This is a genomic window from Devosia sediminis, from assembly GCF_016411825.1.
Classification (GTDB): domain Bacteria; phylum Pseudomonadota; class Alphaproteobacteria; order Rhizobiales; family Devosiaceae; genus Devosia; species Devosia sediminis.
On the sequence record NZ_JAEKMH010000002.1, the window covers coordinates 849,207 to 864,884 of the forward strand.

A 15,678-nucleotide genomic window follows, 5' to 3' on the forward strand; every position below is an offset into this window, starting at 1 on the left:
TTCGCCACTCGCACGTTGCCTTACTCCCCGGCTCGCTCAGGCGAGCCGGTTTGCATTCCGGGGGCCGCGTGATAATGGTCCCGCTCAACTTCTTTCGACCCTAGGCCGGCCATGTCCAACGAGAACATCTTCAAGGAAATCGACGAGGAACTGCGCACCGATCGCATGCGGGCGTTGTGGCGTCGGTTTGCGCCGTTCGTCATCGGTGGCGCCATCGCCATCGTGGCCCTGGTCGCGGTCAATGAAGGCTGGTCCTGGTACACCAAGAGCCAGTCTTCCGCGGCCTCCGAGCAGCTCTATTCCGCGCTGGACGCAGCCGAAGGCGGCGACCTGGCCGGTGCTCAGGCACAGCTCGAAACCATCGCAGCCAGTGGCTCGGGTGGTTATCCGGCTCTGGCCGAGTTCCGCCGTGCGGCGCTGCTGGCCGAGCAGGGCGACACGGCCGGCGCCGTCGCCGCCTACGATGCGCTGGCCTCCAGCCAGTCCAATCCGCGCCTGCGCGAACTGGCCATGTTGCTGGCCGCCAATATCCTGGTCGACAGCGGCACCCTGGCCGATGTCGAGGCCCGTGTCGGCACCCTCGCCACCGATGATGCGCAGATGCGCCGCGTCGCTCGCGAACAGCTCGGCCTCGCCCAGTTCAAGGCCGGCGATTTCGCCGCCGCCCAGGCCAGCTTCGAGGCCGTGCTCAACGATCCGCTGGCGCAGTCACCGGTCCGCAATCGCATGGCCTACTACCTGGCCGAAATGCTCTCTCAGGGCGTGTCCGTGGCCGCAGAGCCGGCCGAAGCCGCTGCCGAGGCTATTGACGCCATCGTCGAGGGCGACGCCGCCGCTGAGCCGGCTACCGAACCTGCCGCCGAACCGGCAGCAGAACCCGCTGCCGAATAACCGGCCGGGCAAAGAGGAATTCCGTCATGACGGTCACACTGGCCATTGTCGGCCGTCCCAATGTCGGCAAATCCACACTGTTCAACCGGCTGGTCGGTCGCAAGATCGCGCTGGTCGATGATACGCCCGGCGTGACGCGCGACCGTCGCGAGGCCGAGGGGCGCATTGCCGATCTCACCTTCAAGGTGCTCGATACGGCCGGCTACGAGGACGTCAGGGACGGCTCGCTCGAAGACCGGATGCGCCAGCAGACCGAATTGGCCATCCGCGAGGCCGACATCATCCTGTTCATGATCGACGCCCGCGCCGGTGTCGTGCCGCTCGATCAGCGTTTCGCCCAGGTGCTGCGCAAGGCCGGCAAGCATGTGCATCTGGTGGGCAACAAGGCCGAAAGCAAATCGGCCGAACACGGTCTGGTCGAGGCTTTCAAGCTCGGTTTCGGCGAGCCGATCGCGCTGTCGGCCGAGCATGGCCTGGGCCTCTCCGAGCTTTACTCCATCGTCTCCGCCGCCATCGACAAGGCCGAGGAAAAGAAGGCCGAGGAAGCCGCTGCCGGCGTCTCCGGCGATCTCGACCTGCTGCCCGAAGTCGATGTCGACATCACCCCGGACATGCTCGAAGGCGAGGGCGACGATGCCACCCTGCGCTGGAACCCCAAGCGCTACCTCAACGTCGCCATTGTCGGCCGCCCCAATGCCGGCAAGTCCACCCTGGTCAACCGCATGGTCGGCGAGGATCGCGTTCTCGTCGGGCCCGAGGCGGGCATTACCCGCGACAGCATTCTCGTGCCTTGGGAGTGGGAAGGTCGCACCATCAACCTCGTGGATACTGCGGGTATCCGCCGCCGCTCACGCGTCACCGAAAAGCTCGAAAAGCTGGCAGTGGGCGACAGCCTCCGCTCCATTCAGTATGCCGAAGTCGTCGTGCTGCTGCTCGATGCCACCATTCCGTTCGAAAAGCAGGATCTGGCGCTGGCCGACCTCGTCGAACGCGAAGGCCGCGCCATGGTCATCGCGCTCAACAAGTGGGACCTGATCGAGGACAAGAACAAGGCGTTGGCCGAGCTGCGCGAGGCCTGCGAGCGCCTCCTGCCACAGTTGCGCGGCGTGCCGCTGGTGACCCTGTCCGGCCTCACCGGCAAGAATATCGACCGCTTGATGGACGCCGTCTTCGAGATCGAGCGGAGCTGGAACGCCCACGTGTCCACCTCGCGCCTCAATCGCTGGCTGGCCGGCATGCTGGAAGGCCATCCGCCTCCGGCCGTGTCGGGCCGTCGCCTGAAGATGCGCTACATGACCCAGGCCAAGACGCGGCCGCCCAGCTTCATTGTCTTTGCCTCGCGCCCCGACGCCGTACCTGCGTCTTATCAGCGCTATCTGGTCAATGGCCTGCGCGAAGCTTTCGACATGAAGGGCACGCCAATCCGCCTCTGGCTGCGCGGCGGCAACAACCCCTACGCCGACAAGAAATAAGGGCGTCGGGCGCTGTCCGAACACCTTACACCGCCCTTTCCCCGATGGGGAAGGGAGCGAGGGCTAAGTCATACCAGAAGCGAATCCGGCCGCAGCGCATCCACGACTATTCGCCCATCGGCCTATTCACATGTCACATGCTTGCCCTATAGTGCGCCGGTCGTAACACCCCGCCATTGGTCGCGGCGTGCCAACATTGCACTTTGTTGCTTACAGAGATCCTTATCGTCGTCGTTCTTATTCTCGTGAACGGCGCCCTGGCCATGTCAGAACTGGCCGTTGTTTCATCCCGTCCCGCCCGCCTGAAGGTCCTTGCTGACCAAGGCAATAAAGGCGCCGCCACGGCCATCAGATTGGCCGAAGATCCCGGCAAATTCCTCTCTTCCGTGCAGATCGGCATCACGCTGGTCGGCATTCTCAGCGGTGCCTTTTCGGGCGCCACGCTCGGCCTGCGCCTCACCGACTGGCTGGAAAGCGTCGGCGTGCCGGACAATATCGCTGATGTCGCCGGTGTGGGCGTCGTTGTCGTGCTCATTACCTATGCCTCGCTGATTCTTGGCGAGCTGGTGCCCAAGCAGGTCGCCCTGCGCAATCCCGAGGGCGTCGCCTCGCGCGTGGCCCAGCCCATGGCCATCTTGGCTCTGATCGGTACCCCGATCGTGTGGCTGCTCGACATTTCGGGCAAGCTGGTGCTGCGCCTTCTGGGCCAGTCCGGCCAGACCGAGGAATCGGTCACCGAGGAAGAGGTGCGCACCATCATCGCCGAAGCCACCACGGCCGGCATCTTCGAGACCGAGGAACACTCGATGATCTCGGGTGTCATGCGCCTGGCCGACCGGTCGGCTCGCGGCATCATGACACCGCGTCTCGATGTGGTGACCATCGACCTGCAGGACGGCTACGAGGTCAGCCTCAAGGCCATCCTCGAAACCTCGCACACCAAGGTGCTGGTGCAGGATGGCGACGCCGATTCCATCATTGGCGTGCTGACCCAGTCCGATCTGCTGCCCGCCATGGCTGCCGGCCAGCAGCCTGACCTACGCAGCCTCGTGCGTCCGGTCCCTGTGGTCATGGAACACGCCGACGCACTCGACGTCGTCGAGACCATGCGCCAGTCCCGCGCCCAGATGGCGCTGGTGGTGGACGAGTATGGCCACTTTGAAGGCATCATCACCTATGGTGACGTGCTTGAGGTCATCACCGGCGTCTACAACGAGGAGCCGGGCGACGAACCGGCCGTGGTGCAGCGCAAGGATGGCTCTTGGCTCGTGGCTGGCTGGATGCCGGTCGACGACTTCGCCGAGCGCTTCAAGGTGCCGGTGCCCAAGGACGCACGCTACGAGACCCTCGCCGGCTTTATCCTCTCGCAGCTCAACCACATGCCGTCCATTGGCGAGAGTTTCGAGCACAATGGCTGGCATTTCGAAGTCATCGACCTCGACGGCCATCGCATCGACAAGGTGCTGATCACCCCCGTCGTCGTCCCGAGCTGACGACTTCGATGACAATGCTAAAATGCAAATCCCGGCCACTGGCCGGGATTTTTTGCTGTTTTTAGGTTGGCTATCGCAGCACCCACCGTCCCGCCCTCGGGCTCGACCCGAGGGCCACTCGCAACAGGCATATCGGCGCGTGTGGAAACCGCTCCTCGGGTTAAGCCCGAGGAGGGCACGCGGTTGACGGGAGATTCTGGGACGGGCGGCGCGGCCTAAAGCGCCATCCCAAACCAGACGACACCCGGCGCCTCGATGAGCGGCGTAAAGCCGCTTCGCGTCCAGAAGGCGATGCCGCCCGCATTGGTGTCGCTGGCGCCCAGGTGGATGCCCTTGACGCCCGAGGTCCGCGCTTGGTCGATCCACAGATCCAGGAGGCGCGACCCCACCCGTTGTCCGCGCAGGCGGGGCAGCAGGTTCATGTGGATATGGGCGGGGTAGGCGTCCACCAGCGCGGCCGGATTGCTCCCCGGAGCGCGGATGGCCTCGAGTCGGCCCTGGTCGGCCGGTGTCAGGCCCTCGGCCTCGGCATAGCGTGCGCGCAAGGCCGGCCACCACTCGCGCTCCAGTCGCGCGTCGAAGGCCCTGGTGTCATGCGTGCCCACCACATAGCCGGCAACACCCTCGTGATCCTCGGCGACGAAGACATTGTCCGGCTCCAGCACCCCATAGGGCGCCGAATAGATGTGTCCGACCAGTTGCGGGTCATTGTGCAGCGGCGTGGCGTCGGCGCCCGCATTTCCCGTCTCGAGGCAGATGCGATAAAGCGCATCGAGGTCGGCTGGAGCATACGGGCGCAGCGTCAGCATGGCTCAGATGTCTTCGAAGGCGCCGGTGCCCACATCGAACAGGCGACCGTTTTCCGCAAGGGCAGGGCTCAGCATGTCGATCAGCTTGGGCGCCACCTGTTCCGGCGTCGGCAGCGTATTTGGGTCTTCGCCCGGCATGGCCTTGGCTCGCATGGCGGTGCGCACCACGCCCGGATAGAACACATTGGCTCGTGCCTTGGTGCTCGCGATTTCCCCGGCATAGGACTTCACCAGCGCGTCGAGCGCCGCCTTGCTGGCCGCATAAAGACCCCAGAACGGCCGCGCCGAGCGGGCCGAACCCGAAGACACGAACACTGCGCGCCCTGCCTCGGACTGCCGCAGCAAGACGTCGAGCGAGCGCAGCAGGCGATAGTTGGCGGTGACGTTGACCGAGAGGACCTTGTCGAAATCGTCGGGCTTGATATGCGCAACCGGGCTCAACACGCCCAGTTGGCCGGCATTCGCCACAAGGCCATCAAGATGCCCCCAGCGCTCGAATATGGCCGCGCCCAGCCGGTCGATGGCCTCGCCATCGCGCAGGTCGAGCGGCACAAGCGTCGCCGAACCGCCCACCGCCTGGACGGCGTCGTCGAGGTCCTCGAGGCCGCCCACCGTGCGCGCCACGGCAATGACATGCGCACCGCGCCTGGCCGCCTCGATGCCGGCCGCATAGCCGATACCGCGCGAGGCGCCGGTGACGAGGACGACCTTGCCGGCCAGTTCGGTATTGTCAGTCATTAACCTGCTTCCTTGAGCAGCGAAATCTGCTTGGGATCGCTCATGGTCCGGCCATGCAGGTCGGTCAACTGCGTCGGATAGTCGCCGGTGAAGTAGTGGTCGGTGAATTGCGGCGCCTGCGGATTGCGCTTCTCACCGCCCACGGCCTGGTAGAGCCCGTCGATCGACAGGAAAGCCAGCGAATCCGCGCCGATATAGTCGCACATCGCCTGCAGGTCGCCGTACTGGTTGGCCAGGAGTTTGTCCGGATCGGGCGTATCGATGCCGTAATAGTCCGAGTGGAAGATCATCGGGCTGGCGACGCGGATATGCACTTCCGTCGCCCCGGCATCGCGGATCATCTGCACGATCTTGACCGAAGTCGTGCCGCGCACGATGGAATCGTCGATCAGCACAACGCGCTTGCCGGCGATTTCGGCGCGGTTGGCCGAGTGCTTGAGGCGCACGCCGAAGGCGCGGATCTGCTGGGTGGGCTCGATGAAGGTACGGCCCACATAGTGGTTGCGGATGATCCCCAGCTCGAACGGAATGCCGCTCTGCTGCGCATAGCCGATGGCTGCCGGGGTGCCGCCATCGGGCACCGGCACGACCACGTCGGCCTCGACCGGCGCTTCCTTGGCGAGGTTGATGCCCATGTTCTTGCGCGCCTTGTAGACGCTGCGGCCGGACACCACGCTGTCGGGGCGGGCGAAGTAGACATATTCGAACAGGCACGGCCGTTCCGGCGCCTTGCGGGCAGGCTTGCGCGCATCCACCGTGATCGAGCCGTCCGGCTGGATTTCGCAGATGATGACCTCGCCATTTTCGACGTCGCGCACATACTTTGCGCCGACGATATCGAGGGCACAGGTTTCCGAGCAGAAGATCGGCTTGCCGTCGAGTTCGCCCATGACCAGCGGGCGGATGCCCACCGGATCGCGCGCCGCGATCAGCTTGGTGCGCGTCATTGCCAGCATGGCATAGCCGCCTTCCATCTGGCGGATGGCGTCGATGAAGCGGTCGGTGGTCGAGGAATGGCGGGAGCGCGCGATAAGGTGCAGCACCACTTCGCTGTCCGAGGTCGACTGGCAGATGGCGCCGGTGGCGATGATCTGGCGCCGCAGGGTCAGGCCATTGGTGAAGTTGCCGTTATGCGCGATGGCGATGCCACCCGCTTCCAGTTCGGCGAACAGCGGCTGCACATTGCGCAGCGCCACTTCGCCCGTAGTCGAATAGCGGGTGTGGCCGATGGCGATATTGCCCGGGAGCTTGGCCAGCACGGCCGGGTCCGTATAGTGGTCGCCCACCAGGCCCATGCGCTTTTCCTGGTGGAACTGCCGTCCGTCGAAGCTGACGATGCCCGCCGCTTCCTGGCCGCGATGCTGCAGGGCATGCAGGCCAAGCGCGGTCAGGGTCGAGGCATCGTTGTGCCCCAAAATGCCAAACACGCCGCACTCTTCGTGCAGCGTGTCGCCATTGAGATCGAAATCGTCATCGCTGGGATGGGTCACCGGGGGGCTCCGTGTGAAATCTGCACCTGCGCCGGATAGCGCATTTTCCTGCCGGCCACCAATGACAAGTGCGGTCGGCAGGTCTGCGACGGAATAGGGTCCGCGCTGGATGTATCAGGCCCCCGGAGCCGGATCGACGACCGGATCGGTCGGGTCGACCGTGCCGCCTTCGTCGGCTTCGGGCGCGCCTTCCAGGGGCGTGTCCGGGGCCTGCGGGTCTTCGGTCAGGTTGGCGCCGCCACCCTGGAGGATATCGTTCACCTGCTGCTCGAGCCCTTCGGGCAGCATGGAAATCAGCGTGTTGCCCATGTTTTCGAGATAGGGCAGCGACTGCGCATTGGCCGCCCAGTCGGGCAGGTTGTTTGGCAGGAGCCACAGGCCGAAAATCGTCACCACGATCGCGATCAGCACGCCCCGCAGCACGCCGAACACGAAACCGAGCGTCCGGTCGATCGGCCCGATGCGGCTGTCGACCACGAAGTCGGCAATGCGCATGGTGAGCAGGTGCAGCACGATCAGCGCCACGATGAAGCTGACGACCACGGTCGCGATGTCGGCGATAACAGGTTCGGCCACATACTGGCGGGCGATTTCGGGGTGGTACTGCCACATATAGATGGCGATGGCAGCGGAACCGGCCCACGTCGCCAGCGACAGCACTTCACGGGTGAGCCCGCGCGCGGTGGCCAGGATCGCTGAAATCAGCACCAGCACGCCCACAGCAACGTCGAACGCAGTCAGCATATGTTTTGCCCTGTTTGTCTCGCCTGACCGGCTTTTGCTGGACCTTTAGCGGCTTTGCAGCGCTATGCCAAGGGCGGCCGGGCATGAGAGGGCCGATCTCCCCGGAAACACTTTGTTTACCATCCCTCCGGCTCCGGCTCGGGCATGGGTCGCTTGCCGTGGGCGGCGATACGGCTGACCATGTCGCTCAATTGCGCATATTCGGTGACGTCGAGGCCCGACGAGCGGTCGGCCTTGCCCAGCTTGCCCGTCACCACCGAGCCAAAGCCAAGCTTTTCCGCCTCGCGCAGGCGCAGCGCCCCATGCACCACCGGCCTGACCCCGCCGGCCAGCGAGATTTCGCCGAAATAAACCGCGTCGGCCGGCAGGGCGGCGCCGGTCAGCGACGAGATCAGCGCCGCCGCTACCGCCAGGTCCGCCGCCGGCTCGTTGATTTTGAGCCCGCCTGCGACATTGAGATAAATGTCATTGGCCCCGATGCGCACGCCGCATCGGGTTTCGAGCACCGCCAGCACCATCGAGAGACGCTGCGAATCCCAGCCTACCACCGCGCGCCGCGGCGTCCCGAGCGGGGAGGGGGCCACCAGCGCCTGGATTTCGATCAGCAGGGGTCGCGTGCCTTCCATGCCGGCGAACACTGCCGAACCGGCTGCATCCTTGTCGCGCTGGTCGAGGAACAGCGCCGAAGGATTGGCGACCTGTTCGAGCCCCAGCTCGGTCATGGCGAAGACGCCGATCTCGTCGGTCGCCCCGTAGCGGTTCTTGACCCCGCGCAGGATGCGGAACGTGTGGCTCGAGTCGCCCTCGAAATAGAGCACGGCATCGACCATGTGCTCGACCACGCGCGGCCCCGCGATCTGCCCGTCCTTGGTCACGTGGCCCACCAGCACCACCGCCGCGCCGCTTTTCTTGGCCATGCGAGTCAGGGCCTGGGCCGAGGTGCGGACCTGCGTCACCGTGCCCGGCGCCGAATCCACCCGGTCGGTCCACAGCGTCTGGATGGAATCGATGATGACGAGATCCGGCGGCGGCCCGCTTTCGAGCGTTGCGAGGATGATTTCCACATTGGTCTCGGCCGCCAGCAGCACCCCGGCTTCCCCGAGGCCCAGCCGCTGCGCCCTGAGCCGCACCTGCGCCACCGCCTCTTCGCCCGACACATAGATGACGCGCTTGCCCTTGGCGGCCAGCGCCGCTGCCGATTGCAGCAGCAGCGTCGATTTGCCGATGCCCGGATCGCCACCCACGAGAAGCGCCGAGCCCTTCACGAACCCGCCGCCGGTCACCCGGTCGAGTTCGGCAATGCCGGTAACGACGCGCGCCGCACTTTCGGTCTCGCCGCTGAGCGGCACCAGATTGACCGGCCTGCCATTGGATTTGGCGGCCTTGGGACCCGCGCCGACACCGGAATCAGTCAGCTCCTCGACAATGGTGTTCCACTCGCCACAGGCACCGCACCGCCCCTCCCAGCGCGTGGTGACGGCGCCGCAGGACTGGCAGACAAATTGAGAACGATTCTTGGCCACTTTTCTATTCTTTCTCCCGCGCGGAGGCCCGTTCGGCAAGCTTGCGCGTCGTGTTCCAATTGCGGGCGGTGTTGAGGCCGCAGAACTTGTCGATCTTGCGGATCAGTTTCCCGGACTTAGCTACATCCTGCGTGAAGTCGACCACCAGGTGGTCGGCAACGACATGGATGGCTTCCGGCCCGTCATGGTCCTTGATCCAATCAAAATCCGGCGTCTTCGCCGCAAAGAAATAGACCCCCGTTTCCGACGGTCGCGCTTGCGCCGCATCCGAGATGGGGTCGGCCCCTAAAAGCGCGCGCAACTGCGCCGGCTTTCGGACAATGGGGGCGATGTTCTCGCCCAGCCCGAAGCCGCGCAGCACGGGAAGCATGGCCTTGCGCGCCGCCTCCGCCGTTCCCCCAAACTGAGCGATCATGTTGCCGGTATTGACCATGGTCTCAGGTGCGCTGAACCCAGCTTGCTCCGCCGCGTCGCGCCATTGCGCCATGCTCATCAGCTTGTGAGTCACCGGACCGATGGCCCGCAACAAAATGATGAAGGTCGGTGCTCTGTCGGCCAATGCGATTCCAGTGGGATTTTCCGGCGCGACCCTAGCAAGGCATTCCAGATGCTACAAGAACAAAAGGGAAACGATATTGGTTGGGATACCGGTGCGGAACTGTCACGGCCCGCCGGGATTGTCCGCAGCAAAGAGGAGCCAATCCATGAAACGCGGACATCTCATATTCGCCGTCATCGTCGCCGTGATCGTGATCATCGTCGCGAGCACCATCTTTACCGCCAACAATCAGGCGCCCGAAGTCGATGGCAGCCAGACGGCAGATAGTCCGGCGGAACAGCAGGACCTGCCCGCAGGCCCGGCTACCGAGCCGGCGGAAACCACCGGCAACTGATTATTCCGGCACCCGTCCGTCGCCAACATAGATGCGGTTGTACCGGCCTTTGAGGCTCGTCAGGACTTCGTAGCCTATGGTGCCACCCGCATCGCCCTGGTCGTCGACATCGAGATGGGTGCCGAAGATTTCCGCGCCTTCCCCGGGAGACGGCAGGTCGGGACCGAGTTCGGTCACGTCGACCACCGTCAGGTCCATGGAAATCTTGCCCACCACCGGACAGATCTTGCCGCGGATGAACACCTTGCCGCCCGGCCGGGCATTGGTGCCGGACATCGAGCGGAAATAGCCATCGGCATAACCATAGCCGAGTATTGCAAGCTTAGAGGGGCGGTTCAGCGTATAGGTGGCGCCATAGCCCACGGTTTCGCCGGTGCGCCCCTCGGTTACCTGCAGGATCGGCACATGCAGCGTCACCACCGGCTGCATCGGGTTCTTGCGCCCAGTGACGGCCCGGCCGCCATAGAGCGCAATGCCCGGGCGCACCATCTGGAAGTGGTAGTCGCGTCCGGTCATCAGTGCCGCCGAATTGGCCAGCGACGCCGGAATGCCCGGAAACTGCGCCATCACCGATCCGAACAGCGCCAGTTGCGTGCGGTTCTTTTCGTGGTTCGGCTGGTCGGCGCAGGCGAGGTGGCTCATGATCATCTGCGGCGCATAACCGAGCGTCTCGATGCGCTCCCGCACAAGGCCCACTTCGTTGAGCCGGAAGCCGATGCGGTTGATGCCGGTGTCGAAGTGGAAGGCCGAGGGATAGGCCTCGTTGCGCTCGACGCACTTTGCCAGCCACTCCTCGAGCATGGTCATCGAGGAAATGACCGGCATCAGGTTCTGGCGGATATAGAGATTGGCGGCGCCGGGATAGAGGCCGTAGAGCACGAAGATGTGGGCGTCGGGCACGGCGGCACGCACCGCCATGCCTTCGTCCGGCGTCGCCACGAAGAAGAAGCGGGCGCCCGCGGCGTGCAGCGCCTTGCTCGCCATTTCGATGCCCGTGCCATAGGCATCGGCCTTGACCACTGCGGCCGTCAGGGCGCCGGCGCTCACCTTGTCCAGGGCGCGCCAGTTGCGGGCCAGGGCCCCCAGGTCGATGCTCAGTTGGCCCCCAAGGCCCGATGTCAGCGCCATGCCTATTCCATGCGTTCGGGCAGGTAGTCTGCCCGAGCAAGGTTACCAAAGCGGGTAAACTGCGCCTCGAAACTGAGCTGCACCGTGCCGGTGGGGCCGTGACGCTGCTTGGCGATGATGACTTCCGCCTTGCCGTGCACCTTTTCCATTTCCCCCTGCCAGGTCAGATGTTCGGGCGTCCCCTCCTTGGGCTCCTTGTTCTTGAGATAGTATTCTTCACGATACACGAACAGAACCACGTCCGCGTCCTGCTCGATAGACCCCGATTCGCGAAGATCCGCCAATTGCGGATGCTTGTCGTCGCGCGCTTCCACCTGGCGGGAGAGCTGGGAGAGGGCGATGATCGGCACTTCCAGCTCCTTGGCGAGAGCCTTCAGCGTCGTGGTGATTTCCGTCAGCTCCTGCACGCGGTTCTGGCTCGATGCCTTCGACGAGCCCGACAGCAGTTGCAGGTAGTCCACGATCAGCAAGTCGAGGCCCTTTTGCCGCTTGAGGCGGCGGGCGCGCGCCGCGAGCTGCGCCACCGAAATGCCGCCGGTATCGTCGATATAAAGCGGCACCTTGCTCATCATGTTGCTGACGTCGACAAGCTTGGCGAACTGGTTGTCGTGGATGCGGCCGCGACGAATGTCCGACGAGGAGATTTCCGCCTGCTCGGCAAGAATACGGGTGGCGAGCTGTTCGGAGCTCATTTCCAGGCTGAAAAAGCCGACGACGCCGCCATTGACGGTTTTGCTGTGCCCGTCCGGCGTCACGTCGCCGCGCCACGCCTTGGCGACATTGTAGGCGATATTGGTGACGAGCGAGGTCTTGCCCATGGCCGGACGGCCGGCAAGGATGATCAAGTCCGAGCGCTGCAACCCGCCCATCTGCCGGTCGAGGTCGTGGAGATCGGTCGCGACACCCGACAGGCCGCCATCGCGCTGAAAGGCTTCGCCGGCCATCTGGATCGAGGCATTGAGCGCCGTGCCGAAGGCCTGGAAGCCGCCGTCATAGCGGCCCTTCTCGGCGAGCTGGAACAGTTCGCCCTCGACCTTCTCGATCTGCTTGTTGGGCGTCATCTCCACGTCGCCCTCATAGGCGACCGAGACCATTTCCTCGCCCACGAGGATCAGGTTGCGGCGGATGGCGAGGTCGTAAATGGCCTGGCCATAGTCGGACGCATTGAGCACGGTGGTCGCTTCCGCGGCCAGGCGCGACAGGTACTGCATCATGGTGACTTCGGGCAGCAACTGGTCGGGCAGGTGGGTCTTGAGCGTCGCCGGCTCCGCCGCCTTGCCGGCGCGGATGATTTTGCCCGCTAGTTCATAAATCTCGCGGTGGATCGGCTCGTAGAAATGCTCGGGCAGCAGGAAGTCGGCGACGCGATAGAAGGCGTCGTTGTTGATCAGGATCGCGCCCAGCAGCGCCTGTTCGACGTCCACATTGTGCGGAGCGACGCGAAAGGACTTGTCGTCTGAAGAGGGGACGAGTGCAAGCTGAGCCATTGTGATTCCTGGACCTGTTAACCTTTCTTAATCACGCCTCTCCGACGTGAGTCTTGAGCTAGCGGGGCGAGGGTGAATCTTTCCCTAACCACCCCTGTGAACACTGGGGACAACGGGGAATGCGCTACGCCGCACTTGCGGCGGCATTATGGGTGAGTCGGGGCAGGGTGACCCACTAGGACTTGGATTTGGCCTTCGTGCCGATGCCCCAGGGCCGGCCTTCAGGGTCCGATCCAGGCCAGCCGATCCGGTCGATCCGCCAGTCGCCGGTATAGACCTCGCGCGCCTCGATCGTAAGGGTCTGGCCATCAGCGCTGACCTCGACCTGCACGACGTCCTCATCGCCTGGCGTGGAGCTCTGGATCATGCCGTCGGCCAGGCTGAAGGGCATCTGGCCGTTGGCTGTGGCATGGAGGACGATGTCGTCGAAGATCAGCGGGACGTCGTTGCGCAGGTCGATGAGGCGTTCTTCATCAATGTCCTCGATGGAAGAATGGAAGGAACCGTCAATCCACCCCGTATCGCGGAGGACGAAATATTGCGCGACGTTGAAGGTGGCATAGTTGTAGGCGAACTCTTCCTTCGCCTGGGGCGTCAGTATGAAATAGACGCTGAGGTAGTCTTCTGCTGCAAACGCCTCGATGAGGCTCTGCACGGCCTGCTCCGGCGTATCCAGTGCCATCCTGTCGATGAGTGTGCGGCCCTCCTGCGCTGGGGCGGGGCCGATAAGGCTCAGCAAGGCAAGTCCGAATACGGCGAGGCGCATGGCTGTCTCCTTGGCCCGGGGGCGGGACATCTTAGCGCAAAACAAAAGGGCCAGGAAATCCCGGCCCTTTCGCAAGTCTGGCAGTGTCCGAAGACTACTCTTCGAAACGGTCGTCCTGGGCAGCGTCGGCCTGGCCGGCGGCGAAATCGCCACCTTCGTCGGCTTCGAACGTGTGCACGGTGACGTCTTCACCCTGGGCCTGGCGCTCGGCTTCGTCGGGCGAACGGGCAACGTTGACGGTGATCGTGACGGCGACTTCGGCATGCAGGTTCAGCGACACGGTGTGCACGCCAACCGACTTGATGGCGTCGGGCAGGTCGACCTGGTTGCGCTGCACGGTGAAGCCGTCGACAGCCAGAGCTTCGACGATGTCACGCGACGCGACCGAACCATAGAGCTGGCCGGTTTCGCCGGCCTGGCGGATCATGGTGACGGTGTGGCCGTTGAGGCCTTCGGCAATGCCGGCAGCGGCGTTGCGGCGTTCTTCGTTGCGCTGTTCGATGTGAGCACGCTCGTTCTCGAACTTCTTGCGGTTGGCTTCCGTGGCGCGCAGCGCCTTGCCCTGGGGCAGGAGGAAGTTGCGGGCGAAGCCGGCCTTGACGTTGACTTCGTCGCCGATGGTGCCGGTGCGGCCAACGCGCTCGAGCAGAATGACTTTCATTTCTTTTTCCTTTGGCTGTCCCGCCTTGCGGCGGTTAGGAGCCGCGAACCATTCGCGACCCCAGCTTCGGTGTCGGCAAGACTGGATGCCACCACCATCGTCACCACCCGGCTTGACCGGGTGGTCCATGCTTCCGCGCTGCTGGATTGCCCGGTCAAGCCGGGCAATGACGGCAATCAGGAAGCGTTACGCTTACTGAACCGCGTAGGGCATCAGGCCGATGAAGCGGGCACGCTTGATGGCACGGGCCAGTTCACGCTGCTTCTTGGCCGAAACGGCGGTGATGCGGCTCGGCACGATCTTGCCGCGCTCGGAGACGTAGCGGCTCAGCAGGCGCACGTCCTTGAAGTCGATCTTCGGTGCGCCCTCGCCCGAGAACGGGCAGGTCTTGCGACGACGCTGGAACGGGCGGCGGGCCTGGGAAGTGGTAAGGTCTTTAATAGCCATGGATCCTGTTCCTTATCTTAGAAGCGGCGCGGACGGCGTTCGCCGGAGAAGCCACCACGGTCGCCGCCGGGACGGCCGCCACCATCGCGGTCATCGCGATCGCGCTTCTGCATCATCGCCGACGGGCCTTCTTCCAGCTCGTCAACGCGCACTGTCATGAAGCGCAGGATGTCTTCATTGATGCGCATCTGGCGTTCCATTTCGGCGATAGCGGCCGGGGAAGCGTCGATGTTGAGCAGGGTGTAATGAGCCTTGCGGTTCTTGCGGATGCGGTAGGAGAGGCCCTTGAGGCCCCAGTATTCGTTCTTGGTAACCTTGCCGCCGCCCTGGCCGAGAACTTCGGTCAGGTTTGCGGTGAGCTCTTCGACCTGCTGCTGGGAAACGTCCTGGCGAGCGAGGTAGATGTGTTCGTAAAGGGCCATTGAGTGCGCCTTCCTTTCGAGTTGTACTCAGCAATGCCTGGCGCGGAGCCCCTTCGAAGCCGGAAAGGCGTCAAAGCAGTCTTGCAAAGAGCGGGAACACGGGAGGCCGGACTTTGAAGTCCTATTTTTCCGGAAAGGAAGGCGAGAGGCCCTGCTTCAATGGAAAAACCCTCCGTTCAGCCCCCGGCCAAACGAATTGCTGGCGGGTCTATAGGGGAAAGGGCAGGGGAAGGCAAGCTCCACGCTCCGCCACATCTTCGCCTCAACTGCTCACCACATGGCTTCCGAGCTGATGAGAGGAAGACCAATGACCATCAAGTCCGTGCTTTATCCCCTGGCCCTGCTGCCTGTCTTCGTGCTCGCCGCCTGCGGCGACGCACCTGATGATTCCGTCAGCGTCGAAACCAATCCCGACGGTTCCTCGACCATCGAGATCCAGGTACCCGAATCCATGTCCGGCGCTGCCGATGCCCTCGCCAATCCCGGACAGGCCATGGAGGACCTGCGCCAGCAGGCCGGCGAAATGTCGAAGGAAGCCAAGATCCAGGCCATTGCCGCCACGCGCACCGCCGCCGAGGAGACTGCGCGGGCGCTCGGGCGCACCGATGCCGAAATCGCGCAAGCCGGCGACGAAGCCGAGCGTCGTGCCCGCGAGGCCCTGGGCGTTCAATAAGCTCTGGGAAACCCGGCCTCCGGCCAGGCGGAGCGGCGCCC

General features: G+C 64.2%; 17 protein-coding genes. 5 read left to right on the plus strand and 12 right to left on the minus strand.

Annotated elements, in window-relative coordinates; translation table 11 throughout:
• The first annotated feature begins 111 nt into the window (after window positions 1–111).
• The 3 genes from JEQ47_RS11355 to JEQ47_RS11365 all read left to right on the plus strand — a co-directional run bounded on the left by JEQ47_RS11355 (window position 112) and on the right by JEQ47_RS11365 (window position 3,856).
• Window positions 112–891 (plus strand): tetratricopeptide repeat protein, encoded by a 780-nt coding sequence (locus JEQ47_RS11355; RefSeq protein ID WP_198876507.1) that lies wholly within the window; start codon window positions 112–114, stop codon window positions 889–891.
• A gap of 26 nt (window positions 892–917) precedes the next feature.
• Window positions 918–2,363 (plus strand): ribosome biogenesis GTPase Der, encoded by a 1,446-nt coding sequence (der, locus tag JEQ47_RS11360; protein ID WP_198876508.1) that lies wholly within the window; start codon window positions 918–920, stop codon window positions 2,361–2,363.
• Between the two features lie 206 nt (window positions 2,364–2,569).
• Window positions 2,570–3,856, plus strand: a complete 1,287-nt coding sequence (locus JEQ47_RS11365; protein ID WP_198876509.1) for a hemolysin family protein — start codon at window positions 2,570–2,572, stop codon at window positions 3,854–3,856.
• Window positions 3,857–4,071: 215 nt separating this feature from the next.
• On the opposite strand, the gene JEQ47_RS11370 is transcribed toward JEQ47_RS11365, so the two are convergent.
• The 6 genes from JEQ47_RS11370 to JEQ47_RS11395 form a co-directional block, all read right to left on the minus strand.
• Complete coding sequence (locus JEQ47_RS11370) at window positions 4,072–4,665, minus strand: GNAT family N-acetyltransferase (RefSeq protein WP_198876510.1); 594 nt, start codon at window positions 4,663–4,665, stop codon at window positions 4,072–4,074.
• A gap of 3 nt (window positions 4,666–4,668) precedes the next feature.
• On the minus strand, window positions 4,669–5,403 hold the full coding sequence (locus JEQ47_RS11375) for an SDR family NAD(P)-dependent oxidoreductase (RefSeq protein WP_198876511.1): 735 nt from the start codon (window positions 5,401–5,403) through the stop codon (window positions 4,669–4,671).
• On the minus strand, window positions 5,403–6,893 hold the full coding sequence (gene purF, locus JEQ47_RS11380) for an amidophosphoribosyltransferase (RefSeq protein ID WP_198876512.1): 1,491 nt from the start codon (window positions 6,891–6,893) through the stop codon (window positions 5,403–5,405). The genes JEQ47_RS11375 and purF overlap by 1 nt, the downstream gene beginning before the upstream one ends.
• Before the next feature lie 114 nt (window positions 6,894–7,007).
• A complete protein-coding gene (locus JEQ47_RS11385) occupies window positions 7,008–7,637 on the minus strand; it encodes a CvpA family protein (protein ID WP_198876513.1) in 630 nt (209 codons plus the stop codon).
• A 116-nt stretch (window positions 7,638–7,753) separates the two neighbouring features.
• Window positions 7,754–9,160: a DNA repair protein RadA gene (radA, locus tag JEQ47_RS11390; protein WP_198876514.1), complete on the minus strand. Its 1,407-nt coding sequence runs from the start codon at window positions 9,158–9,160 to the stop codon at window positions 7,754–7,756.
• A 4-nt stretch (window positions 9,161–9,164) separates the two neighbouring features.
• On the minus strand, window positions 9,165–9,719 hold the full coding sequence (locus JEQ47_RS11395) for a DUF1697 domain-containing protein (RefSeq protein ID WP_198876515.1): 555 nt from the start codon (window positions 9,717–9,719) through the stop codon (window positions 9,165–9,167).
• A 145-nt stretch (window positions 9,720–9,864) separates the two neighbouring features.
• On the opposite strand from JEQ47_RS11395, the gene JEQ47_RS11400 reads away from it, so the two are divergent.
• Window positions 9,865–10,053: a hypothetical protein gene (locus tag JEQ47_RS11400; RefSeq protein WP_198876516.1), complete on the plus strand. Its 189-nt coding sequence runs from the start codon at window positions 9,865–9,867 to the stop codon at window positions 10,051–10,053.
• On the opposite strand, the gene alr is transcribed toward JEQ47_RS11400, so the two are convergent.
• From alr to rpsF, 6 genes are all read right to left on the minus strand, one after another.
• Complete coding sequence (gene alr, locus JEQ47_RS11405; RefSeq protein ID WP_198876517.1) at window positions 10,054–11,181, minus strand: alanine racemase; 1,128 nt, start codon at window positions 11,179–11,181, stop codon at window positions 10,054–10,056.
• 2 nt (window positions 11,182–11,183) lie between these two features.
• Window positions 11,184–12,668 carry a replicative DNA helicase gene (locus JEQ47_RS11410; protein WP_198876518.1) on the minus strand — a complete coding sequence of 495 codons (1,485 nt, stop codon included), beginning with the start codon at window positions 12,666–12,668 and terminating at the stop codon, window positions 11,184–11,186.
• Between the two features lie 175 nt (window positions 12,669–12,843).
• Window positions 12,844–13,434 carry a hypothetical protein gene (locus JEQ47_RS11415; RefSeq protein WP_198876519.1) on the minus strand — a complete coding sequence of 197 codons (591 nt, stop codon included), beginning with the start codon at window positions 13,432–13,434 and terminating at the stop codon, window positions 12,844–12,846.
• Window positions 13,435–13,528: 94 nt separating this feature from the next.
• On the minus strand, window positions 13,529–14,095 hold the full coding sequence (gene rplI, locus JEQ47_RS11420) for a 50S ribosomal protein L9 (RefSeq protein ID WP_198876520.1): 567 nt from the start codon (window positions 14,093–14,095) through the stop codon (window positions 13,529–13,531).
• A gap of 192 nt (window positions 14,096–14,287) precedes the next feature.
• Window positions 14,288–14,542, minus strand: coding sequence for a 30S ribosomal protein S18 (rpsR, locus tag JEQ47_RS11425; RefSeq protein WP_046103856.1), 255 nt, complete (start codon window positions 14,540–14,542; stop codon window positions 14,288–14,290).
• Window positions 14,543–14,559: 17 nt separating this feature from the next.
• Complete coding sequence (gene rpsF / locus JEQ47_RS11430) at window positions 14,560–14,964, minus strand: 30S ribosomal protein S6 (protein WP_198876521.1); 405 nt, start codon at window positions 14,962–14,964, stop codon at window positions 14,560–14,562.
• A gap of 307 nt (window positions 14,965–15,271) precedes the next feature.
• Here rpsF and JEQ47_RS11435 point away from each other — a divergent pair, with 307 nt between their 5' ends.
• Window positions 15,272–15,637: a hypothetical protein gene (locus JEQ47_RS11435; RefSeq protein WP_198876522.1), complete on the plus strand. Its 366-nt coding sequence runs from the start codon at window positions 15,272–15,274 to the stop codon at window positions 15,635–15,637.
• Window positions 15,638–15,678 lie beyond the last annotated feature (41 nt).